This is a genomic window from Methanococcus maripaludis C5 (assembly GCF_000016125.1).
Taxonomy (GTDB): domain Archaea; phylum AGJL01; class Methanococci; order Methanococcales; family Methanococcaceae; genus Methanococcus; species Methanococcus maripaludis_D.
In genome coordinates this window covers 907,183-930,367 of record NC_009135.1, presented here as the reverse complement: position 1 = coordinate 930,367, position 23,185 = coordinate 907,183, and the positions used below count along the sequence as shown (strand labels likewise).

General features: G+C 31.6%; 30 protein-coding genes. 20 read left to right on the top strand and 10 right to left on the bottom strand.

Annotation, left to right across the window (positions count from 1 at the left end; translation table 11 throughout):
* Window position 1: 1 nt before the first annotated feature.
* Complete coding sequence (locus MMARC5_RS04840; protein ID WP_011868715.1) at window positions 2-1,537, bottom strand: carbamoyltransferase C-terminal domain-containing protein; 1,536 nt, start codon at window positions 1,535-1,537, stop codon at window positions 2-4.
* A gap of 161 nt (window positions 1,538-1,698) precedes the next feature.
* Here MMARC5_RS04840 and MMARC5_RS04835 point away from each other — a divergent pair, with 161 nt between their 5' ends.
* The 3 genes from MMARC5_RS04835 (at window position 1,699) to MMARC5_RS04825 (ending at window position 4,645) form a co-directional block, all read left to right on the top strand.
* Window positions 1,699-3,462: an acetolactate synthase large subunit gene (locus MMARC5_RS04835; protein ID WP_011868714.1), complete on the top strand. Its 1,764-nt coding sequence runs from the start codon at window positions 1,699-1,701 to the stop codon at window positions 3,460-3,462.
* 13 nt (window positions 3,463-3,475) lie between these two features.
* A complete protein-coding gene (ilvN, locus tag MMARC5_RS04830) occupies window positions 3,476-3,985 on the top strand; it encodes an acetolactate synthase small subunit (protein ID WP_011868713.1) in 510 nt (169 codons plus the stop codon).
* Between the two features lie 393 nt (window positions 3,986-4,378).
* Window positions 4,379-4,645 carry a hypothetical protein gene (locus tag MMARC5_RS04825; protein ID WP_155810371.1) on the top strand — a complete coding sequence of 89 codons (267 nt, stop codon included), beginning with the start codon at window positions 4,379-4,381 and terminating at the stop codon, window positions 4,643-4,645.
* Between the two features lie 48 nt (window positions 4,646-4,693).
* Here MMARC5_RS04825 and MMARC5_RS04820 read toward each other — a convergent pair whose 3' ends face one another.
* On the bottom strand, window positions 4,694-5,659 hold the full coding sequence (locus MMARC5_RS04820) for a bile acid:sodium symporter family protein (RefSeq protein ID WP_011868711.1): 966 nt from the start codon (window positions 5,657-5,659) through the stop codon (window positions 4,694-4,696).
* A 175-nt stretch (window positions 5,660-5,834) separates the two neighbouring features.
* Between MMARC5_RS04820 and MMARC5_RS04815 the strand changes: the two genes are divergently transcribed.
* Both MMARC5_RS04815 and MMARC5_RS04810 read left to right on the top strand, forming a co-directional pair.
* Window positions 5,835-6,359 carry a hypothetical protein gene (locus MMARC5_RS04815; protein ID WP_155810370.1) on the top strand — a complete coding sequence of 175 codons (525 nt, stop codon included), beginning with the start codon at window positions 5,835-5,837 and terminating at the stop codon, window positions 6,357-6,359.
* Window position 6,360: 1 nt separating this feature from the next.
* Window positions 6,361-7,188 (top strand): tyrosine-type recombinase/integrase, encoded by an 828-nt coding sequence (locus tag MMARC5_RS04810; RefSeq protein WP_011868709.1) that lies wholly within the window; start codon window positions 6,361-6,363, stop codon window positions 7,186-7,188.
* A 104-nt stretch (window positions 7,189-7,292) separates the two neighbouring features.
* Here the strand turns inward: MMARC5_RS04810 and MMARC5_RS04805 are convergent, their stop codons facing one another.
* Entirely contained in the window at window positions 7,293-7,535 is a 243-nt protein-coding gene (locus MMARC5_RS04805) for a winged helix-turn-helix transcriptional regulator (protein WP_011868708.1), read from the bottom strand.
* A 342-nt stretch (window positions 7,536-7,877) separates the two neighbouring features.
* Complete coding sequence (locus MMARC5_RS09590) at window positions 7,878-8,015, bottom strand: hypothetical protein (RefSeq protein WP_155810369.1); 138 nt, start codon at window positions 8,013-8,015, stop codon at window positions 7,878-7,880.
* A gap of 123 nt (window positions 8,016-8,138) precedes the next feature.
* Here MMARC5_RS09590 and MMARC5_RS09650 point away from each other — a divergent pair, with 123 nt between their 5' ends.
* Complete coding sequence (locus tag MMARC5_RS09650; protein ID WP_155810368.1) at window positions 8,139-8,306, top strand: hypothetical protein; 168 nt, start codon at window positions 8,139-8,141, stop codon at window positions 8,304-8,306.
* 58 nt (window positions 8,307-8,364) lie between these two features.
* Here the strand turns inward: MMARC5_RS09650 and MMARC5_RS04800 are convergent, their stop codons facing one another.
* The 6 genes from MMARC5_RS04800 to MMARC5_RS04775 all read right to left on the bottom strand — a co-directional run bounded on the left by MMARC5_RS04800 (window position 8,365) and on the right by MMARC5_RS04775 (window position 13,716).
* Complete coding sequence (locus tag MMARC5_RS04800; protein ID WP_011868707.1) at window positions 8,365-8,658, bottom strand: hypothetical protein; 294 nt, start codon at window positions 8,656-8,658, stop codon at window positions 8,365-8,367.
* A 62-nt stretch (window positions 8,659-8,720) separates the two neighbouring features.
* Window positions 8,721-9,011 carry a WYL domain-containing protein gene (locus MMARC5_RS04795; RefSeq protein WP_011868706.1) on the bottom strand — a complete coding sequence of 97 codons (291 nt, stop codon included), beginning with the start codon at window positions 9,009-9,011 and terminating at the stop codon, window positions 8,721-8,723.
* A gap of 331 nt (window positions 9,012-9,342) precedes the next feature.
* On the bottom strand, window positions 9,343-10,335 hold the full coding sequence (locus MMARC5_RS04790) for a hypothetical protein (protein ID WP_011868705.1): 993 nt from the start codon (window positions 10,333-10,335) through the stop codon (window positions 9,343-9,345).
* An 847-nt stretch (window positions 10,336-11,182) separates the two neighbouring features.
* On the bottom strand, window positions 11,183-12,595 hold the full coding sequence (locus MMARC5_RS04785) for a hypothetical protein (RefSeq protein WP_011868704.1): 1,413 nt from the start codon (window positions 12,593-12,595) through the stop codon (window positions 11,183-11,185).
* A 60-nt stretch (window positions 12,596-12,655) separates the two neighbouring features.
* Window positions 12,656-13,195, bottom strand: a complete 540-nt coding sequence (locus MMARC5_RS04780) for a hypothetical protein (RefSeq protein WP_011868703.1) — start codon at window positions 13,193-13,195, stop codon at window positions 12,656-12,658.
* 137 nt (window positions 13,196-13,332) lie between these two features.
* Window positions 13,333-13,716 (bottom strand): winged helix-turn-helix transcriptional regulator, encoded by a 384-nt coding sequence (locus MMARC5_RS04775; RefSeq protein ID WP_011868702.1) that lies wholly within the window; start codon window positions 13,714-13,716, stop codon window positions 13,333-13,335.
* Between the two features lie 203 nt (window positions 13,717-13,919).
* Between MMARC5_RS04775 and MMARC5_RS09585 the strand changes: the two genes are divergently transcribed.
* The 14 genes from MMARC5_RS09585 to MMARC5_RS04705 all read left to right on the top strand — a co-directional run bounded on the left by MMARC5_RS09585 (window position 13,920) and on the right by MMARC5_RS04705 (window position 23,157).
* Complete coding sequence (locus tag MMARC5_RS09585) at window positions 13,920-14,048, top strand: DUF2080 family transposase-associated protein (RefSeq protein WP_081430840.1); 129 nt, start codon at window positions 13,920-13,922, stop codon at window positions 14,046-14,048.
* Window positions 14,049-14,321 (top strand): hypothetical protein, encoded by a 273-nt coding sequence (locus MMARC5_RS04770; protein WP_011868701.1) that lies wholly within the window; start codon window positions 14,049-14,051, stop codon window positions 14,319-14,321.
* Window positions 14,314-14,757 (top strand): hypothetical protein, encoded by a 444-nt coding sequence (locus MMARC5_RS04765; RefSeq protein WP_011868700.1) that lies wholly within the window; start codon window positions 14,314-14,316, stop codon window positions 14,755-14,757. Before MMARC5_RS04770 ends, MMARC5_RS04765 begins: the two co-directional genes overlap by 8 nt.
* Window positions 14,758-14,760: 3 nt before the next feature.
* The gene (locus tag MMARC5_RS04760) at window positions 14,761-15,177 is read left to right on the top strand and encodes a hypothetical protein (protein WP_011868699.1); all 417 of its coding nucleotides are present in this window, start codon (window positions 14,761-14,763) and stop codon (window positions 15,175-15,177) included.
* Window positions 15,174-16,577 (top strand): hypothetical protein, encoded by a 1,404-nt coding sequence (locus MMARC5_RS04755; RefSeq protein WP_011868698.1) that lies wholly within the window; start codon window positions 15,174-15,176, stop codon window positions 16,575-16,577. Before MMARC5_RS04760 ends, MMARC5_RS04755 begins: the two co-directional genes overlap by 4 nt.
* Window positions 16,574-18,697, top strand: coding sequence for a DEAD/DEAH box helicase (locus MMARC5_RS04750; RefSeq protein WP_011868697.1), 2,124 nt, complete (start codon window positions 16,574-16,576; stop codon window positions 18,695-18,697). The genes MMARC5_RS04755 and MMARC5_RS04750 overlap by 4 nt, the downstream gene beginning before the upstream one ends.
* A 1,270-nt stretch (window positions 18,698-19,967) precedes the next feature.
* Window positions 19,968-20,396: a hypothetical protein gene (locus MMARC5_RS04740; protein WP_048058472.1), complete on the top strand. Its 429-nt coding sequence runs from the start codon at window positions 19,968-19,970 to the stop codon at window positions 20,394-20,396.
* Window position 20,397: 1 nt separating this feature from the next.
* On the top strand, window positions 20,398-20,601 hold the full coding sequence (locus tag MMARC5_RS04735; protein WP_048058471.1) for a hypothetical protein: 204 nt from the start codon (window positions 20,398-20,400) through the stop codon (window positions 20,599-20,601).
* Complete coding sequence (locus MMARC5_RS04730) at window positions 20,602-20,892, top strand: hypothetical protein (protein ID WP_011868694.1); 291 nt, start codon at window positions 20,602-20,604, stop codon at window positions 20,890-20,892. It abuts the gene before it with no gap.
* 3 nt (window positions 20,893-20,895) lie between these two features.
* Entirely contained in the window at window positions 20,896-21,156 is a 261-nt protein-coding gene (locus tag MMARC5_RS04725; protein ID WP_011868693.1) for a hypothetical protein, read from the top strand.
* Window positions 21,157-21,259: 103 nt separating this feature from the next.
* The gene (locus MMARC5_RS04720) at window positions 21,260-21,484 is read left to right on the top strand and encodes a hypothetical protein (RefSeq protein ID WP_048058470.1); all 225 of its coding nucleotides are present in this window, start codon (window positions 21,260-21,262) and stop codon (window positions 21,482-21,484) included.
* Window positions 21,485-21,631: 147 nt separating this feature from the next.
* Complete coding sequence (locus tag MMARC5_RS04715) at window positions 21,632-21,895, top strand: hypothetical protein (protein WP_011868692.1); 264 nt, start codon at window positions 21,632-21,634, stop codon at window positions 21,893-21,895.
* Window positions 21,896-21,907: 12 nt separating this feature from the next.
* Window positions 21,908-22,765, top strand: a complete 858-nt coding sequence (locus tag MMARC5_RS04710; protein ID WP_011868691.1) for a hypothetical protein — start codon at window positions 21,908-21,910, stop codon at window positions 22,763-22,765.
* A 2-nt stretch (window positions 22,766-22,767) separates the two neighbouring features.
* Window positions 22,768-23,157, top strand: coding sequence for a hypothetical protein (locus tag MMARC5_RS04705; protein ID WP_011868690.1), 390 nt, complete (start codon window positions 22,768-22,770; stop codon window positions 23,155-23,157).
* Window positions 23,158-23,185 lie beyond the last annotated feature (28 nt).

Genomic DNA, 23,185 nt, shown 5'->3' with positions numbered 1-23,185 from the left:
CCTAATTAATTTTCTCAATTAAATAATTTCCAAGTAAAAGTGCATCCCCAACTTTTTTAAACGAATTTATGGCATCCATTTCATTACAAACAATAGGTTCACCGTGTAAATTGAAGCTGGTGTTTAAAACTGCAGGAATTTTTGTTGTATCGTTTACAAAATTTATAATATTATAATAAGTTTCATTAAATTCTTTTTTCAATGTTTGGGCTCTTGTAGTCCCATCAACATGAATGGTTCCTTCAATGTCCTGTTTTTTAGATTTAAAACAATCAAAAAGCATAGTCATATATGGACTGTATTTTTTGTTTTTCAAATAAATTTCAGAGTATTCATCAAGAATTGTTGGTGCGTATGGCATGAATGAATTTCTTTTTAGTGTTTTTGCAAGTTTATTTGCATTTTCTTTTGTTGGACGTCCCAAAATACTTCTATTTCCAAGAGCACGTGGTCCAAACTCCATTTTTCCTTTTGAAATGCATACAAGTTTATTTTCTGAAATTAACTTTCCAATAATTTCTGGAATATCCTTTTCTTCGATATATCGAATTTTAAAATTTTTTTCTAAATCAACAATTTTTTCAACATTACAATTATCAATTTTATAACCTAAATATGTATTTTTTAAATCAAAATCTTTTTTGGAGCACAAAATCGATGATCCGATTGATAACCCTTCATCGCCGGTAAATGGGGGGACGTACAGGTTATCTACAAAGTCCTGATGAATTATTTTTTTATTTAATTTGACGTTTTGTGCAACTCCCCCACTAAACACAATATTTTTAATTCCCGTTTCATCCACAAACTGTTTTAAAATTTTTAAAACAACTTCTTCTAATTTACTTTGGGCAAATTTTGAAATTTGAATATCGTATGAATTATTTGGTTTTGAATAATCCAAAATTCTTTTCAACGCCTTTGTTGATTCAGAGCCAATTACTCCGAGATAATTCTTAAAAGATTTAGTTTTTTCGTTATAATCGATAATATCGAGATTAATTTTGGAATCATTCGTTTCAAAACTTGAAAGACTCATAACTTTTCCTTCGTCTTCCATTGGTTTAAATCCAAGTAATTCTGTAATTGACGCGTAAAAGTCCCCTACTGAATCAATTAAATCACTTTGGGCAATAGTTTCTATTCCAGAATTATTTCCAATTGATAGCGTTGAAGAAAGCCCGTCACCCCCCCCATCAATTGTTAAAATCAGGCATTCTTTGAAATCTGATAGTTTGTAGCTTGCAGCATGGCATAAATGATGATTAAAATAATACATTGGAATTTCTAAGTTTTCCTGAAGACTTTTAAGTTTTTTTAGCCTTTCGCCCTTTCTAAACTGTCCCCCCACAGTAATTACTGACAATTCCTCTTTTTCATTTACAAAAGAATTTAACCCATAATTTAGGGAATTTGTAGGATATCCTCTAAAATTCTTTTTTCTTGTAAATCTTTCTTCGCTTGCCACGTAGATGATTTTTTTTTCATCGATCAATGATGTACTTGAATTGTGGCCATCACAAATACCTAAAATCATAATTTCACTTGATTAATTTAATATATGGTGGATGAGAAATAATTCGAACAAACAAATTTTAAACCATTTTATGCTTTCATAATATTTATATAAGATTTTGAGTTAATAAACTAGAAACGAATTATTTCAAATCCATTACGTCTTTATTACTTGGTGATCTCATGAAAGGAGCAGAGGCTATGATGAAGGCCCTAGACGCGGAAAATGTGAAGGTCCTCTTTGGATATCCTGGAGGCCAATTACTTCCCTTTTACGATGCGCTATACCACAGCGACCTTGTACACATATTAACAAGACACGAACAGGCTGCAGCACACGCAGCTGACGGATACGCGAGAGCGAGTGGAGAAGTTGGGGTATGTGTCGCTACATCTGGGCCAGGAGCTACAAACCTCGTTACGGGGGTTGCAACAGCACATGCCGACTCTTCCCCAGTCGTTGCATTAACAGGACAGGTTCCAACAAAATTAATCGGAAATGATGCATTTCAGGAGATTGATGCACTTGGAATGTTCATGCAGATTACAAAACACAATTTCCAGATCCAAAAAACAAATGAAATTCCAAAAATATTTAGAAAAGCATTTGAAATTGCAAAAACAGGAAGGCCTGGTGCAGTTCATGTTGATCTACCGAAAGATGTTCAGGATAACGAATTAGACTTAGAAAAATACCCAATTCCTGCAGATATTAATCTTCAGGGGTACAAACCAACCAAATTTGGACACCCATTACAGATTAAAAAAGCAGTAGAATTAATGAAAATCGCGCAAAGACCTGTTATTATTGCAGGTGGCGGAGTTCAAATTGCAAATGCAACGCCAGAACTTATAAAATTATCAGAATATGCTCAAATCCCAGTTTGTACTACATTAATGGGTAAAGGGGTTTTCCCTGAAGAGCACCCACTCTCACTCGGTTTAGTTGGAATGCACGGAACCCAAGCTTCAAACTATTCAGTTTACGAAAGTGACGTTTTAATTGCAATTGGATGCAGGTTTTCAGATAGGATTACTGGAGACATTTCGACATTTGCACCAAATGCAAAGATTATCCACGTAGATATTGACCCAGCAGAGATTGGAAAGAACGTTAGGGCAGATATTCCTATAGTGGGGGATGCAAAAGCAATTTTAAAAGATGTACTGATCCATTTAATGAAAAAAGAAATTGTTAATAAGACAGAATGGATGGAAAATGTTAAAAAACTTCAGAAAAAATCCATGCCTGTAATGGAATTTGACAATACTCCGATAAAACCCCAAAAAGTTATCAAAGAAATGATGAATGCAGTTCGTGAAATCGATCCAAGTTTGACAAACACAGTTATTACAACAGATGTTGGTCAAAACCAGATGTGGATGGCACATTATTTCCAAACAAGTGCTCCAAAATCATTTATTTCATCTGGTGGGCAGGGTACAATGGGTTTCGGATTCCCTGCAGCAATAGGTGCTAAATTTGCAAGGCCTGATGCAAACGTAATTGCTGTAACTGGGGATGGTGGATTTTTAATGAATTCACAGGAACTTGCAACAATTGCAGAATATGAAATACCCGTTATCGTTGTAATTTTTGATAACAGGACACTTGGAATGGTTTACCAGTGGCAGAACCTTTATTATGGAAAGAGACAGTGTGCAGTACACCTTGGGGAAACACCTGACTTCATAAAACTTGCAGAAAGTTATGGAATAGGTGCTTTGAGGCTTGAAAAACCTGAAGATATCAATGAGGCCTTTAAAACTGCATTAAATAGTGGAAAACCATATTTGATTGATATTATAATTGATCCTGCAGAAGCACTTCACATGGTACCCCCTGGAGGAAACATGACAAATATATTATTCCCGGAAAGACAGGAGCCAACTCCAAAAGCTCAATGCTTTAGCGAAATGAAAAAAACACTTAATCCTAAGGTATAATTGGGTGGTTATCATGGAACACAAACACATCATTTCAGTTTTGGTTTTACACAAACCCGGTGTACTCCAGAGAATTTCGGGTTTATTTACTAGAAGATGGTTCAATATTTCAAGTATGACTGTTGGAAGTACTGAAAACCCAGACGTTGCAAGGATGACAATTGTTGTTCAAGGGGACGATACGGTGCTTGAACAGGTTGTAAAACAGTTGAATAAACTTGTTGAAGTTATAAAAGTAACTGATTTAAATAGCAATAAGTCAGTACAGCGAGAATTGTGTCTTGTAAAAGTTTATGCTCCAACCGAAGACAGTAAATCTCAGGTAATCCAGTATGCAAACATATTTAGGGGAAAAATTGTTGATTTAAGCACTGAAACCCTTACTGTTGAAATTACTGGTGACGAACAAAAAGTTAACGCATTTTTAGACCTTGTAAGGCCAATGGGAATCAAAGAAATTGCAAGAACTGGGCTCACTGCACTCATGAGAGGTTCTAAAATCTTAAAATCGAATAAAGCATAACGTCTCTTTTTTTAAATTTTGAATTGGATAAAATCTTTTTTAAAAAAAATAAATAAAAAAACTTAGAAATAGGTATTTTTGAAGGGGGGCTCCAAAAACAATATATTATTTCATCGAGCTTATTTAGATTAAATAGAGAGTGTCATAGGAAATAACCTAGAATCATCTAAAAGCCGTAAAAAACGAAATTTAGATAAAATAGAAGATTATAACCTGACATTATTTATGAATTTTAAATTTTAAATAACTATTCATCATTTGTTTTTCGATAAGTATATATTACCCATCAAAGAAATTTTTAGATACTCACAACAAAATAGCAAAATTGCACTGAATCGTGTTAAGGAAATTATACTATACTTACATTTTTCTAGTGGGTATTTGGGGGGAATTATGGAATATAATATTCGGTATCAGGATGATGAAATTGAGAAAAAAATTCAAGATCTTGACGAAAACACACTCATAACTGCAAAATCAATAGTTGGAGAAAATAAATGCGGTGATGTTTTATTTCGAATAATCCTGGAGGGTTATCGAAAAAAATTACAGGTACACAATACCTGTGAAAAACGTGTAGAATCGAGTTTAAAAGAAAGTATAATAAAAGAAATACTTGTTTACGGCATTCCAAAACCATTATGGGATTTGATTTGTTAGGTACTTTATTTAACTAATTTATTGATATTCATCTATCATTTTTTCTTTTTAAATTAAAGTTTCCTTTTTATCTTTTTTAGACCAGTAATTTGCTAAGAAAGGGCCCGTAATATTGTGCCACACGCTAAATATTGCTCCGGGAACTGCTGCAAGCGGGCTAAAGTAAATTGTTGCAAGCGCTACAGCAAGTCCTGAATTTTGAACTCCAACTTCTATTGTAATTGCTCTTGATTTTTTTTCATCCATCCCACCGAGTTTTGATCCGATATATCCAAATAAAAGACCAAATGCATTATGCAAAATTACGGCAAGTAATACGAGAATTCCCGAAGATATTATTTTTTCTGAATTAACTCCAATTATCGCACTGACGATTAAAAATATTGCGGAAACAGATATTAATGGTAAAATCTGCCGTATAGACTCAATTTTTTCCCCAAATGAATTATTTATGATTACTCCGAGAATTACTGGGATCAATACAATTTTTAAAATTGAAATAAACATCGAGTATGCTGAAACATCTATCCAAGCTCCTGCAAACAAAAGCACAAGTATTGGTGTCATTAATGGTGCAACAAGTGTCGAAAGTGTCGTGATTGCAACTGAAAGTGCAACATCTCCTTTTGCAAGGTAGGTTATAACGTTTGATGCAGTACCTCCCGGACACGCACCAAGCAAAATTACACCTATTGCAAGTTCTGTTGGTAAATTAAATAGTGTAACTATAAAAAAAGCAAGTAATGGCATTAAACTAAATTGTAAAATAGTTCCAAAAACTACGTCAATAGGCCTTTTTAAAACCGTTTTAAAGTCGCCCTTATTTAGCGTCATTCCCATCCCAAACATGATAATTCCTAGAATAAGCGAAATGTGGGGTAATGACCATCCAAATAAATCAGGATTTAAAAAACCGATAATCGATCCTAAAATAACTAGTATTGTGAAATAATCCTCTGAAAATTTTGTAAGTTTCCACAGAGTCTTTTTTATTTGTATGGACCCATTATTCATCGTTATCACCTCAAATTTAATTTCGTGTTTTGTCGTAATTTATTTTATTTTATGCCTAATTTTAGATATTATTATATATGATTATAACTTTAAAACGATACCTTTTCGGTATCACTTATATATAATGAATTATAAATTTAATAATACAGTTTTTATTTATATACTGGGTGGTTTTGTGATAAGGCGAAATATTAATTTTGATGATGATAATGATCTTGAAGATTTTAAAAATATGAGTAAGGAATTGGGTTATACTTCACTTTCAAGTTTTGCAAAAAATGCAATGAAATTTATGCACTTGTATAAAACTCGAAATGATGAAATGCTTACTAAAATGGATGTAATATTAGCTAAACTTGAAGATGTTGTGCTGACTACTGAAAGTTCATTTGAAAGAGTTGAAAAGAAAATTGATGATTCATTTGAAAAATTTCTTGAAGCTCCAACAGATTCAGAATTTAAAGAAGTTTATGATAAATTAGTGAGAATTTTAGATAAAAATCCCGATATTTGGTTAACTTATGAAGATTTTAAAATTAAAACTGGAATTGAAGGGAATAAAAACCAGGAAGAAATTTTACAAAAAATAATTATGAATAATTTAGAATTTAAGGCAATGGTTGAGCGAAAGGGCAAATACTTTAGATTACGTGATAAATCGTTACCTATGGATAATATAAAGTATGTGGTGAGGGATTAAGTTGAATGATAAATCGAGAGAGCTTGTCGAAAGATATTTGAAATTCTGTTCGGGTCTGAGTGAAACTACCCTTGTAAATTATAAATCTACTATGAAAATCTTCCTAAATTACTATGACGATAGTCTTTCATTTGAAAATTTAACAATAGAAGACATAATTGAATTTTTTGAGGTGTATGAAGCTTCGAGAAATACAAAAATATACCGTATAAGGTCTCTAAATAGATTTTATGAATGGGCTAATAAACATAAATATATTACGGGCAATCCAGTTAGAAGTTTTTTAAATACTCTGAAACCCGATAAAAAGGAAAGGGATTATTTGACTCAAAAACAGTCAGATGACCTTCTTAGAAGTATAATTGATGTTAATTTCTATATTTTTACCATGTTTTTTATTAAAACAGGGGTGAGGGTTTCAGAATTTCAGAATATACTACTTGATGATGTAGATTTTAACGAGCAAACAATTTTTATACGTGGTGGAAAGGGTAGAAAAGATAGATTTGTGTTTTTTGACTTAGATATGGGAATTAATCTAAAAAGATGGCTTCGAGAAAGGGATATTTTAAAACCAAAAGCACCGAATTTGTTTTTAAATCGGCGTGGTAAGGCAATCGGGAAGTCATCTATAACGCATTATATCAATTATTTGAATGACGTTTATGGAAAAAAGGTTAATAAACGGATTACTCCGCATATATTGAGACATACCTTTGCAACAACTTGCGTGGATAAAGGAATGGATTTAAGAACACTTCAAGACATTTTAGGTCACGAAGACATTAAAACAACTTCGATTTTCTTCATAAGAATAAAGAGAGTTTAAAAAGAGAATATTTAAGGATTATGGGTAAATAAAAAAATGATTTTAACTTTATCACTTTTTCAATCAAATTTAAAAAGAGTAATTTTTGGATTGAAAAATGGTTATTAAAATTTAAACTCGTTATTTTCAACCATCTTTTTTCCTTTCTCGGTTATTGCTGAAATGTGGGAAATTCCGCCGACTGCACCGTTCAATTTCAAGTAGCCCTTAGTTTCTAAAAAATCAAGATGAACTTTTAATTCATCTCTTTTAAGATTTATTTTATCGGCTAATTCTCCCCCCGATACATAATTGCCTTTTTCATGTAAATATTTTAAAATATTTTTTCTTATTTCAAGTTCAGGCATTTATTTCCCCCTATGTGGATTGTTATTAATTAATGGGAATTTCAAAATAATAAAAGTTAATGTATATCCATGTTTTTAACACCATATATATAATTTAAAGGTTTAATTTCTGATTAACTGTTAAAATAAAACTTTTTTCCCATTCAATCAATTTAAAAAGATAATTCTAATTCATGTAATTTACATAAATCGTTCTTTTACTATTTTAAAATCGTTAAAATTGATTATAATTTACACTTTAAAGTTTAATTCAAAAATTGAACCCGATACTCTGATAAAATTTAAATAACTCTGAATTAAAAATATTTATTGTAAAACAAGGGGTGATACATATGCCAGACATTAAAAAACAAGATCCAAAAAAGCATCAACAGCAACAAAAGCAAGCTCAAGGTCAGCAAAAACAAGGCCAACAGCAACAAAAGCAAGCTCAAGGTCAGCAAAAACAAGGCCAACAGCAACAGCAACAAAAGCAGGCACAACAAAAACCTCAGCAAAAAAGGTAAGGCGTTTTAAATTAACGGATCTTAGAAGAATGAATAATTAAAAGATACCACCCACTCTTTTTCATTTTTTAATTTTAAAAGGCTAAAAGGGGTATTTATGCCAAACATAAAACAAGAGGAACAAAAAGAGCGCCACCAACAAAAAATAGCAGAGTATCAGCGAGAAGTTGGCCCGCAAAAGCAGAAAAAACAGGAAAATCAAGATGTACAGAAAGAAATTCAAAAAAAGCAAGCTGTGCAGAAAAAACATCAGCATAAAAGATAAAGCCTGTTAAATTTCGTAAAAATAAACAATTAACTACTTTTTTAGTTTTTTATAAACTTTAAAACTTTATCCAAGGGCTTTTTTGATGAGATTCAATATTATGTATTCCGTAATCTGTTATTTTAATTGAAATTGAATAATTAACATGAAACTTATCCCTTTGTTTTTCAACTAAATCGCCTTGTATCTGAATTAAATTCATTTTTGACAGTTCTTTTAAATTTTTAATTAATTTATCTCTGTTACATTCCTTAAAATAAGTTATAAGATTTCCAAATTCACATACTGGAGATTTTTCTTTATACATTAAATAAGCATAATTTAAAATATTCCTTTGAAACTGATTAATCATATTTTCCCCCAGATGTTGGAATAACCGTTTTAAAATATTTAAAAAATAAAATCAAATCTTAATTAGATTTGCATTATTATCTTATCAATGTATAACTGGTTTTTTTCAAAATCTAGTTTATATTCAAAAGATTTGTTCATTACAGTTAAATTTTCGATATTTGGAATTGAATAGAACTTCCAAATAGGCTGATTACTTGACTCAAAGGTCCATGTTTGAAATGCTTTTAAAATCCATTTTCCAGTATCTGTTATTGCAATCATGTGCGGTTCAACTACTCTTGGTAGTCCGCCGTAGTGAAAAGTAACTATTTTTTTACTTTTTATTGCCGTTTTTAATGTATTTATGACCATTTAATTCCCCCCGATAAAAATGGTTTTATCTTAGCAATATAATTTTTAAAAGTAGCATTATTAAACTTTTTAGGCATTCAAAACCAATATATCGGGTTAAATTGAAATAATCTTGTAAAAAAGAACTTAAATTATTTTTTAAAATTGGAGCAGATTAAACACATTTAAGATTTAAAATGCTCCAAGAGGTCTGAAAAAGCCACTTTTCAATTTCATGATTTCGGATCTGAAGAACTTATTTCTTCAGCAATATAATTTTTAAAAGTTGCATTATTAGTATTTTTCATATATTTACTTAAAAATTTGAAAAGAGAATTTAAAAATCCAATAATTAACTGTTCACGATTTTAAATACGTCGTATTTATTTGAAACTTCCCAGTTTCTTAAAACGCTTGGATAGATTTCGAGATATTTTATTTCATCGATCGGAACTAAAAATATGTTTCTTGGATTATTTGACATTCCGCCAAGACCCATTGCAACAAATACCTGTTTATTTTCATCTTTTTGAATATTTCTATACCTATTGGCCTGATTTTTATCTTTAGTCCAGTCGTATTTGCCATCTTCGGTTAAACTGCCCCTGAATTTACATTCTACATAGAATTCCTTACCTGTTTTTTTATCCCTAAATCCCAAATCAGGTTTTAATGAACTTTCGCAATATCTTTTACTGTTTACTGCAAAATTCGGGGTCATGTGTGTCAGTACAAAATGATGATCTGGAAATAGTTCTTCAGCAACAAAGTTTTCAAAAGCTTCACCAATTTCAAAACTTAAATTTTCGTCAGTTTTAGGTTTAGAGTAGAAATTTATCGGAACGTCCTTTTCAAACTTATTTTTAATTAAATTTTGATTTTTCTTTGGAAGTTCGGTTTCTGTTTTAGTTTCTTCAATTCTACTAAAAATATCTGTATTTTTCTTTACCTGTTTTTTATTTACCTGTATTTTTTCCTTATTTTGAATTTTAGATTTTTGCCGTTCTTTTCTTATCTTTTCAGAAACTATGGTTCTTCCAAGTGGCGTTATACCGTATTTTACAGGACAGACTTCACTCTGCGTATTAATTTTTTTAACTAGCTTTTTTTCAGCAAGATATTCGAGATGGTTTTCAACATCGACTAAATACTTTTTCGTATCATCTGCAAGTTTCTTAGATGACACAGAATCATTTACCCGATAACCATATTCCTTGTGCATATGCGTTAAAATCGATAGTGCGTAAGGTGTGCTATCTAAATAGGTTAATGCTTCTTTTTTATTTTTATTTGAATTTGAAATCAATCCCCAGATAAAAAGAATAAATAAAGTTTCTAAAATCATAACCCGCCCCTTTTGAAACTTGTTTGTTAAAATCAAATGGATATTTATCTGTTTAAAATTATATATAAAATTTAAAGGTTTAATTTCCAATTTAATGTTAAATTGTAAAAGAGAAGTTTAATATTCAATCGAAGAATAATTATTTTAATTGAATTTTTAATGAGGGGGATACGCTTTAAATTAAAAAAATAGCATTATCTTACGTTAAAATTAGTTTAATTGTTTTAAAATAGCTTTAAAAGGTAATAATCAAAAAGGTAATTCTTACATTGGTCTTGTCAGAATACCTAAAATAAACCCCGTCCAAACATATTCACACCACTGAATATGCAGAAACCTCCGAGGTCATATTATACTTTTCTTAATCTGATATTTATAATATACGTATTTTGTAGTGATTTAATCATTATGATAATTTAACTAATATCCAGATATAATCTAACTTTTAGGAGTATATATATGAAACTGGGACATTTCTTTATAAATCAATTATCCATTTTCTTTATAAATTAACCGTGCTAGTTAGAATTATATGTTATTACGGTAATACATTCATTGGGGGTTTCCCCTAAAAAGGAATTTACCCCGATAATCAAAAAGGTGAATAATATGTTTACATTGGTCGTCTTAGCGGTTATGTTGCCAGTAATGGTAAATATATCCGTAAAAATTTACTTAAAATAAACTAAATATTTCGGTAAGGGTCTGCTTTTTAGTAGAACACCACCCCTTGCCATTCGACCAAAATTTAAACATTAAACAATACTTTTTTCTTTTTTTCAATCAAATCCAAAAAGAGTAATTTAAAATTTAAGATAAGAATGGTTATTAAAATTTAAAAATAGGGTTATTTTTCCAAATATTCTTTTTCATCATATTTCAATTCGGCTTTTCTTTTAATATCTAATACGTAATCAATGTATTTTTGTGAATTTTCAGAAGTTTCTCTCTTTTTTTCTAAATTTTCGGTATTTTCACGCATATATCCATGTATTAACCTTAATTCTTCTTTGGAATTTGCGTATTGCATATGTTTTAGTAACATGTCTAAAAAAATAGTGATTCCCCAATGTAAAAGGTGTGTAGAATAGGGATTTACCTCAAGTCCTTCGTGGACGTTTTCATGTCTTGAATCATATACTAATTTGTATAATTCTTTGTATGCCTGTGTTAATTCATAAAATTGTGATTTTAGTATTTCGATTAAGTCTTTATGGGTATCATTATTGTTCCTGCATGACCCCAATTCTAAAACTGTCCAAAAATATCTAAACGATTCTGAAACATCGGTAGAAATTGTGCCTTTATAATAATTTAAAAATAAACTATTTAAAAAAATTTGCCATGTTTCACTAAAATTGTTTATCAAATCAAATGCCACGTTAATATTACTAATTATGTCTTTTTTATAAATTACAACGTTTTTAGGCTTATTTAATTCACGATAATCTTTGGAAGACATTATTTCTCTAAATTTGGGGGATAATAGGGTTCTATTTGACATATATGCTATAAATTGATTTTGTAAAAACGAGTAATCCATAATATTTTTTTCATTTGATAAAAAAATTAAAAAATAGGTAATGGTTGGGAAATATTCTTTTGGTCTTGAACGATGTCCTGCACAGGATATAATTCCTAAAAAAATCTTTGCGTATTCGTTACATTTGTCTAAAATATAGTCTTTATCTTTACCAGATATTGTTATTTTAATATAATCTTGTTTCTCGAAAACAAATTTTTCAAAATTTAAATGGGGGTTCATATCGGTTAATTCTTGTTCAAATTCTTCTATTTTTATTTTATTAAAATTAAATATTTCGCTAATTTCTTCATCATTTGACTTTTTAATTTCTATTTTTGCATTTTTCAAAGTTAATGTATTTATATTTCCACTTATTTTGACATTTAGTGGAATATATGCGGTATAGTTTTCTTCGTTTTGGTTAAATTTATCTATTTTCTGATTTAATCGTCTTTTAAATTCATTGTAAGATTTCTTTTTTAACTTTCCAGATGTTTCATCTTTTTTTAATTCTTCAATGGTTTCTGTAACTATTCCACTATGAATTAAATATTCTGAATCTATTTTTTGTAGGATATCTTCATCTTTTTCGACTAAACTTATTAAAAACGATTCATACATAAAATAACTGAGATTAGGATTATATTCTGGATTATTATCGTTATTTAATTTAAAAGATGATAATAGACTTTTTATTAATTCATTTTTCGTATTTGAGTTATCTTTAGATCCCATTTTCCCACACTTAATAAACTTAAATTTCCAATATTCGATCAAAATACCTTTTAAATCACGTTATCTTAAAATTTTAAAAACATCTTCTGATTCAATAATTTCGTAATCTTCCAAAGCACTTGGATAAACTGAATTATATTTTATTTCTTTTAATGGCATTATAAACATTTGTTCGGGTTCTTCGGGAGTTCCGCCCAATCCCATTGCAATATATACTGGAATTCCATGTTCTTGTTCAAATTCTCGGTATCTATCAGCTTGATCTTTATATTTGGCCCATTTAAAAGCCCCTTTGAATAAATTACTCCGGTATTTACATTCAACACTAAAAATAGTATTTGTTTTTTTATCCCTAAATTTTAAATCTGGGTTTAAATCACTTTCAACAAACCTGCCATTTGCAGAATTTGGGTTATGCGTCATTTCAAGCAAATCAAACTCGTTTTCTGGAAAAATATCCAGACAATACAACTCAAAAGCTTTTCCTTTTTTAAAAGCTTCTTTTTTAGTTATTCTTTTATTTTTCTTCGTTTGTTCAGATTTTTTAGGTTTATGCTCTTCTAAACTTTCAATAGATGCCCACTTAATAGATTTGAACATTAAATTACACCCCCTACGTAAAATTAAAGAAACTCAATTTTTCCCTCAATCAACAAACTTAAATATAGTAACTGCAATTATTGAATAAAACTCTTAATCTCTCAAAAATTCAAATTTAAAAGTAATATTTAGGCCAATTACTTTTTTACATGTAAATTTTGAATATTATTTCCTATAATCTGTAAACCATGATTTTTATTATCGTTAAGGTTGATACTTACATTATTAGACTTTTTTCCGTCAAATTCGCCTGCTTCGATTTTATCTGAATAGACATATAATTTTAGGGCTTCAAGACCTCGAATAGTGATTTTATAGAAAACCTTTGACATTCTTTTTGATTCATCTTCTGCTTTTCTTGTAACTAACCCGAAATCTAAAAAAGCGTTTAAAGTATCGGTTAATACTCTCCCATCTATTCCCAATTCTTTTTTAATATCTCCAAAATGAAGACCTTCCTCTTTTTCAGCAAGCAGATTTAAAACGGCTCTTGAATTTTTCTTTGCTAACGCACTCAACATTTAATTCAACTCATAATATCATTAGAGATGAATTTGTAATTAAAGATATATTATCCCTTAGTGAATTTTTTATCATTAGTGAGTTATTTAGTAAATTTTATATAGTTGGATATCCACATTTTAATTAGTGAGTAATTACTCACTAGTGAAACATACCCCCCACCCCCTCAAAACATTTTAAAATCCAATCAAAAGAGGCGATAATGACAAAGAAAAAACCCCTCGTAAAACAGGTAAAACCATTCGGAAACACCGGACATATCACATTACCTAAAAAACTAATCGGAAAGAAGGTAAAAATCAAAATTCAAGGTGAAAACAAGGATGATTAAATGTATCCTGAAATTGAACGAACTTACAGACTTCAAAAGTATGTGGTAAAAGGAAGAAGACCTCCCGAATACAAAAAAGTTAAAACTTTTTCGTTAAATGGGGAGTACCTTGGAAGCAGAGAAGTAAAAGTTCATGTTTTTGTCGTTGAGGATAGAAACGAAAATCCTTACTATCTCAAGACCGAATCTAACGGTTTGCAGCCTAACGATAAAATTGAAGTAAATTATTGCTATGGAGACTACAAAATCAAAAAGGTTGATAAAAATGGCTAAAATTGGAGAACATAAAGCAGAATTTCACGGAAAACATTTTGGAAAAAATGTAAGCGTAATTATTGAAAAAGGAAAAGACAAAAACCCTAAAACTGACAAATACGACATTTACAACGAAGAAAAAGAAGGAACTGTAACCGTATTTTTCGATGAAGTAAAATCGTTCCAGTCCAACGGTGCAACAAAATACCTCGCTAACATTCCGATATCATTACTTAGCGAAGTTATTGACAGTAAAATCGCAGATGAAGGCGGATTTGGAGAAATGTTTGATAAGTGTGTTGCAAATGGTAAAGTTTGGGAAATTGTAAGAATGATTAGAAACGGAAACTCTGAAAAAACAATTGAGTGTTACGCTGAAGACTTGAATATTCCTGAAGCAGTAATCAAAAAAGCATACGAAGTTATTGAAAACGCAAAATCACAAGAGGCTTAAATCATGGGAGTAATTGACTTTGACAAACTTCCGAAACCTGCAAGGGTTAATTTGTCCTATGGTCGAGTTGTAGCTTATCCTCACAAAAAAAGTTACGGTGATGAAGCTCAGGTAATTAATGAGTTTGACCCTGAACACGCAGGATATGTTTTAATTGAGTCTTATGCAAACTGTCCTTCAAGAGATCTTTCAAAACAGGCTTATTTGACTCACATGGATATGCGAATGATAATATTAGCATATCAGGAAGATGACCGATTTAGAGCTGCGATTGATGACGGTTACCACATAAACGCACTTGACGAACTTAAAAAACTCAGAAGTACCGGGGCAAGTTTAACGACTTTACAAAGTGCAGGAAAAGATTATGGTCTCTGTGATGGGGAGATTGCAGATATTTTCCGACGTGGTTACCGTTGAATGAGGTAAGATATCGCTCGGGCTATGAGGAGTTTTATCAACGGAGAATCGTAATCGATAGGGTTTATGTTACGATTCACGTGCCTTTACTTCGTAAAACGTTGGGAAATGGGTTTGACAAGACTGCATTTAATAAATGGTCTGAAGACTTTCCTCGACTTGTAACTTTGATTTCTGAAAAAAGACACGGAAGAAAAACCGGAGATTATCACTTCAGAACGCCTGTCGAAACATGGAGTAAATTTCCTCTTGAAGAAGACTTTGATGGTGAAGAAATTGCTTCAATTGCGATATCTTTCAGGCAACCACACGTTGCAAGGGGTTACTTCAATGTGAACCGACTCTACATGAAAGAACACAATATAGACCCTTATGAAGATTCTTATCACGACAATAACGTTCTTCCTATCGAGGTTGTAGAAGATTCAGAAGGAAGTTTATTAAGGGAATTTACAGAACTCCTTCACGACAGAATTGAACAGTATAAGTACGAATACGATTATTACCTTAAAAAAATCTTTGGAATTGATATTGAAAAGATTGCACGAGAGAATAATTCAAATGAAGATATTTATTCTTTAATTGAGGTTTCAATTCAAAGTGCAGAAATTGACGTTGAATGGTTAAATTGTGAATCGCTTCAGTTTCAACATATTACTGATGAAAGGAAGCAAAATTACATGAAAGCATTCGGAAATTTGACAAATACGGAATATTACACTCCTGAAAGAAAATCAATAAAAGTTCAGTTTAAGAGGTATCAAAAAGGAGCGGGGATCAATAGGCACGAGTTCACGTGGAACGGAGAAGCTTCGAGACAGTGGATTGTTGGAAGTCCTGAAACAATGTATTACAGTATTGTTAAGAATATAAAGCATTGTTATGCCTTCTTTGGTTTTGATTTTGATTCATTAAGACCCATACAAATTACTGGTGAGGATATCGTTCAAGATTATGCTGAATGGTGGCATTTACCTTTGAATTTGGTAAAAACTATCCTTTTTGGTCGGGCTTTTGTACTGTCGTTTGATTTTGCAACTGGGGGTCTTAGAGAACGTCTTAAATATCGTGGTTTAATTGCCCCACTTGAAAAAGAACTTGGTGGTAAAAAAGGTCTTTGGCGGTGGAAAGACTCGGTATTAAGATTAAAACATTCATTACAGGGATTTTACCGTTGTGAATGTGGTTTTTTAATGCGATATGACCCTGAGAAGTACTGCCATGTTTGTGAAAACTGTGGAAAAATAGATGATTATTCTCGGTTTGAAATTGGAAGCAGGGAAGCTCAGAAAGACTATGAAGATAAGCTCTATGAAATGAGTGATAAAGACTGGAAATACAGTGCATATGAAACGGTTATTTCATTTAGAAAGCTTGATGACAATGAAGTGAAAAAATGAGCGTTCACGAAGTTTTAAAAGATTTTGGAATCAAGACCTTAAGACCGCCCCAAGAGAAAGTCTTAGATAACGGACTTTTAGAGAAAAATAAAAATTTCCTTGTATGTATTCCAACGGCAAGCGGAAAAACCTTAATCGGTGAAATGGCTTTTATAAATCATCTTTTAGATGAAAATAAGAAACCCACTAACAAGAAAGCAATATTCATAGTTCCGCTAAAAGCTTTAGCTACTGAGAAATACGAAGAATTCAAGGAAAAATACGAGAAATACGGTTTAAAAATCGGTATTTCAATCGGGGATTTTGATTCAAAAGAAGACCTTTCAAGTAATAATCTTATCATAACAACTTCAGAAAAGCTCGATTCATTAATCAGACATAAAATTGACTGGCTTGAAGACGTTTCATGTGTGGTAATAGATGAAATTCATTTAATCGGGGATGGAGACAGGGGAGCTACTTTAGAAGTGGTTTTAACGATTTTAAAATCTTTAGAATTGCAGATAATAGGACTCTCGGCAACTGTCGGGAACCCTGGAGAACTCGCAGACTGGTTAAATGCTAAATTAGTTATTGACTCTTGGAGACCTATTGAGCTTAGAAAAGCGACTTTCTTTGAAAATACAATTGAATATACTGATAAGAAAGAAAAGGACGTTAAAAGGCATAAGAAAAATCCTTTAGAAAATTTAGTTATCGATACAGTAAATGAAGACGGCTCCTGTTTAATCTTTTGCAGTTCCAAAAGAAACGCAGTTGGTGAAGCTAAAAAGCACGATTTAAGGGAATACTTACACCCCTTAGAAGTTGAGAAATTAATTGAAGTTTCTGAAGAACTTTTAAGCTCAGATTCAGAGGGTAAAACCGTTAAAACTCTTGCAGACTGTGTAAAAAAAGGAATAGCCTTTCACCATGCAGGATTAACTACACAACAGAGAAAAATCGTTGAATCAGCTTACAGAAATCGAATAATAAAAGTTATTTGCTGTACTCCAACACTCTCAGCAGGTCTGAATATGCCTTGTAGACGTGCAATAATTCGAGATGTAAAGAGATTTTCAGATAACGGAATGAAATTAATACCTGTTATGGAAATTCACCAGTGCATTGGTAGAGCAGGAAGACCCGGACTTGACCCTTATGGTGAAGGAATAGTTGTTCTGAAGAAAAAAGCCGATGTTATGGAAGCTTTGAATCTTTTAAATGGAGACCCTGAACACATCTATTCAGGAATTGCCAATTACAAGAGCTTAGAAAAGCATATTTTAGGTTTAATTGCTTCGGATATTACCCGAAATAAGACAGAACTTTACAAATTCTTAAAAAATACGTTTTATGCCTACCAATATGATGATTTCGGGAAAATAAAGAGAACCGTTGAAGAAATCCTGTTTGATTTCAAAAATTCAAAACTTGTAAGACCTGAAAATGAAATCCTTGAAGTTACTGCTTTAGGTTTGAGAGTATCCGAGCTTTATATTTCGCCTTCATCTGCGATTCACATATTAGACGGCTTAAAAGGACTTGAAAACTATTCTTTTGAAGATCACATCTTATTAACTCTTTCGGGAACTCACGAAATGAAACCAAAACTCCGAACTCCTGAAGATAATTCAGAATTAAGAAACGAGCTTGAATCTTTAGGATATGATACAGTAGATGACCTTGTCGATGATTTCTTTTACTCAGGACTGTTTAAAGCTTGGATTAATGAAAGTACAGACGAAGAAATACACGAAAACTTTGCAGTAGAACCCGGAATTTTACGATACAAATTAGAGCAAATGAACTGGATGATTTATTCGGCAAAAGAGCTTCTCAGAATCTCGGAAAACCTGAAAGACTACTGGAACGAGTTTTCAAATATCGAAGTCCGGTTAAAATATGGGGCTTCTGAAGAACTTGTTGAACTCTTAAAAATCCGTGGAATAGGTCGGGTAAAAGCAAGAAAGCTCTATGATGTTGGAATTAAAACGAGAGAAGACATAAAAAAGAATCCTTATCAAGTAGTTGCCCAATTAGGCAATAAAACCGCTGTAAGAGTTCTCAAAACCTTAAAAGTGTCCTATGATTTGAATGTTTTGGAGCGGAAAAAAGGGCAGCAGACTTTAATTTTGTAATGGTGGTGAAAAATGGCTAAAAAATTCAGAAAAAGTTAAAAAATTCCAAACATCTGCCCCGATCTGCGAAAAAAGGGCAGAAGTAACACGGTATGTTTAAAAAGGTGGTATTTTGAATATTCGAGGTAATAATCTGTTTGTTTCAGGTTTATTTCATACATTAAATGGCACAAATTTAACGTAATGGTTCTGAAAAGTTTAATGTAATTTCAATTCACAGGTGAATGAAATGGTGCCCCGAAGTCCAAATTTGAATATATAACCTCTGCTTAATCTGGAACTTCAAGACCTAATAAAAAGTGATTTTTGAACTATATAAGTGCTTTGTGTAGGTTTTTGTGCTTTTAATTGGGTATATCCACAAAATGGGATTTAAATTTTAAAAAATTTGAAAATAGCATTGAAAAAGTTAAAAATTGGAACAGTCCAGAACCCCCGAAATGAACTGTTCTAAAAGGTGTATGAATCAATTTACCAACTGATGAAACTCCCTGTTTCCCAAGGTTTTTCCCACCTCGGGCAATATAATTTCTGAAAATAGCAGTATTTAAACGTTTAGGGTAATCAAAACCAATATATCGGGTCAAAATAGTAAAAAAGTTTTGGGGGCCATTTAAATCCCCTCGAAATAAATGGCCCAAAATATTGAAACCACTGCCACCTATAATCCCCCAAATACCCCGGGAGATACGTCCGAGGCAGTATAAATTTTGAAAATTGTGATATAAAGCACTTTTGATTATGTAAAAATCGAAAAAGTTGCGACAAATGCCCATAAAATGATCGAAATTATCAAAAAAAAGAAACATTTATAAAAAAATCGTAATTTCACACATCAAGTGGGTTTATTTTAAATAGTCCATACTGGGGGGCAGTATATGGGTCACTATCGAGTGTTTGACGATTTCTCGCCAATATATATTCTGTAATCGGGGCTATGAATAATCGTTATATTGGGATAAAACCGAAAAAATCGAATTCGAACTAAAAACTGGTAAAAACGTTATGAATTATTAAAAAAGCTGAAAACAGCAGTCCTGTTGAAAATGGGAAGAATATAGATTTTAAATGTTTTCAGCTTTAAGGTCCACAATAATCCAATAAATTCAAAACAGGACTTAACACACATCTGTAAATTTCATATTTATATTTTAGGGAAATGTGGTCAGAATTAAGTTTAAATTCACAACTGGATCTGAAAAATGATCTCTTTGTAAATTTAAGATATAACGAAAATTAATGGAAAAACTGAATTTTAAAGGTGATTAACTTGTATAAATCCATAAATTCAATACGGGAAGAAAAAATCAGAACTTCAAAAATAATGGACGAAGTACACGCAAATGCTTTATTAACAACATTTAGAAGCGTAATTCTAACAAAAATTACGAGAAAGGAGTTAATGCAGAGAATAGAAAAAATTAAACAAGAATTTCCAAATGTAAACGAGTTTTTCATATTTCTTAAAATTTTAAGAGATTTGAGATTGATTGAAGGAATTTACTTAAATAATTCAATAACTCATGAAAGTATCGATAAAGTTTACGAATTAATCTTTAAAAATCGCTATATGTCTTATTTAGATATTTTAAAGCATATAGACCTTGATTTTGATGAATTAACAATCGATGAAATTTTAGATTACCTAATTGACAGAAAAGAAATTGAATTCAATAATAATGGTTATCAGGTGGTTTGATTTGCAGAAAAGTGAATTTGATAACGGATTTTCCAAAGGCTTTGATGTTGGAGTTTTAATTACTTTAATGGGCGTATTTTTCACGCTCTGTTTGGTTGCAAGAACTGTTAAAGGTTCTTTAATCTGCGGTGGCATTGGCTGTATTTTTTTGGCAGTTTCTTCTTATGTTGGTGCAAAATACAAAGAATCGTTTAGGGCGATGTAAATGTTATTGGTTCCTGCGGATGAAGTAATCGAGATTTACGATAAAATAAACGGCGGAGTTCGAAAAGAGATAAAAGAGAAAGCTATGGAAGAAGCTGAAAAATGGATTGATTCAGAAGACCCTGAAAAACTTGGTTTAAAGATCGGGCAATTTAGAAATTTATCTTTTAATATTTCGACTCAAAAGAAAAACCACATCTGCCTTAGAATTTTGAGAACTGAAAGCGGATTTGAGTTCGAACTTGTCAGTATTCCAAAAAATGAAGTTGATTTCTATGTATCGAGGGGATAATTCATGGAAAAAGTCGAAAAAGAGTTTTGGCAACATATTGTACTTGCAATAGGTTATATTATATTTTATTTAGGTTTTGCAAGATTTTTAGTTTATTTGAATATGCAAAATGACCCATTTATGCTATTTGCATTTCAAAGTTTGTTTTATTTGGGAATTGCATTTGAAACGTTTTGTTTTTGGGGAATTTTTGCACTTGGTATGGAATTAGCACACAGTAAAAGAGTTCAAAAAGCACGAGCTAAAAAAGGCGATAATCAATGAAATTATTTGACGATTTGTATTTTTTCGTTGCCAAATATGTATTTGGATTTATTGCTTGTTTAATCTTAGCCATTATATGGATTCGAATTAAAAAGGGAAAATAATGTTGTTATACAATGGCTACTGGCTTATTGGGGCATTAATGGGATTTAACGCCCATTATAATAAAATAGGTGTTTTATACATTCTCTGCTTTATTTCTGCACTTTTATTCTTTAGAGAAATTGTTTTTTACAATTCAGAATTAATAAATAACGTTTACTGGGCTTTTGAGTCAGCTTTTATTTTTGGATATTTAGTTTCAAAATGGGTTAAATCAGACCTTTAGATTTACAACATTTACAACATTTAAAACATTTTAGAGATTTTCAACATTTACAACATTTTAAACGTTTTTAACATTTTTAGAGCTTTTTTATACTGCCATTTTAATAATTAATACTCAGGGTTACCCTAAAAACATTTCGGTGGTTAAATGGCAAGACAAAAAAAAGCTTACCCGAACTCTTTTGAAACCCAGCAAGGTGTTAATGACTATGTTTCAGGTCAAATGAACTACATTAACAAGACTTATGGCGAAGATAAGGGAAAGGCTGTAAATACGGCATACAAAAAAGCTAAAAAGTTTTATGCAATGTCTAAAAAGACAAAAGACTCTGAAAAAGCCGGAATTTTTGCGAAAATTTCAAAAATATTCTACGGTGCAGGAAAACAGATGCATAAAAATTCAAAAAATTAAACGAGGTGAGTTATGGCAAAAAAGAATTACGGAAAAAAAGCCAAAGATTATGGCAATAAGTTCGCAAATTCTGGAAAGTACACTTATTCAGTAGGAAAAAGAATGAGTAAAAGTACATACCAGAAAATGGCACAGAAAAAGACCATGATAGCATTAGGAATTGTTTTAATGGTTGCTTTGGTTGCCCCTGCTGTTGCAGGTTTGTATATGGACTCAATATCTGATATTGGCGTAAATACTGTTATTGCATCAAACTGTGATGAAAATTCATCAATTGTTTTGTTACCAAGTGCATATTTCATTGACGGAACAAACAAATATACTCTTGATACTCTCGATTCAGACGGTTTAACGTACTTCTTGACAGGTACTACCGATACATACGTTTCATCAACTCAACAACCAATGGCATACTTAACTATGCGGTTTAACAGTTCAGAAGCTGACAAAATCGATAAAATCAGAGTTTACATCGACTCAGACGATGTCGATATGATTGAAACAAATTCAACACTTACCGTTAATTTACACACTGCAAGCGTAGTTGTTAGAGAATACTCATTTGAAGACCTTGAATACGATAACGAAACCGGCTCAATTGTTGCCGAATTTATATTTACTCCTGATGTTCTCTTGAAACTACAAGATACGACAACATTCTATATCGATGCCACATACTTGCCAAGCGGTGCAGGAAACACATTCTACTACTGCGTACAGGTTATCGATTCAGTAGGCGTTGATTCGTCAACCACGAAAGATATGATGTTTGGCGGTTCAGGAATTGTACTTTTAATCGGTGCATTTGCTTGTACTCCGTACTTTAACCCGACAGAACTTGCCGGAAAAATAGGAAGGAGGATTGAGTAAACATGACTGTTTATGATGGAAGATATGACGGTGTCGAATACGATAAGGTAGTAACTAAGGATTCAGTTGTACCTTTTGTAGTCGGTTTAGTCGTTTTAGGACTTGGATTTTTAATTTCGGGTGATTTCCTCTTTGGGCTTTTAGGGTCTGTTGCAGGAATGCTTGGAATTACTTCGACAGTTAGTAACGTAACCACACAAGTAAAATCAATTGGTGCGTCAATCGGAGCTTTTGTAGGTCTTTTGATGGACGGTTACACAAACTTTTCAATGGAAATTATAGGCGGTGCATTAACAGGAGATATGTCTTGCTGTATCTTCTTGCTCGGCTATGTTTCATTTTTTGGAGTTTTAACTTTCAACGCATTCAAATACAATCAATTAATCAAGTAGGGAAAGCATGAAAAAAGGATTTGTATTA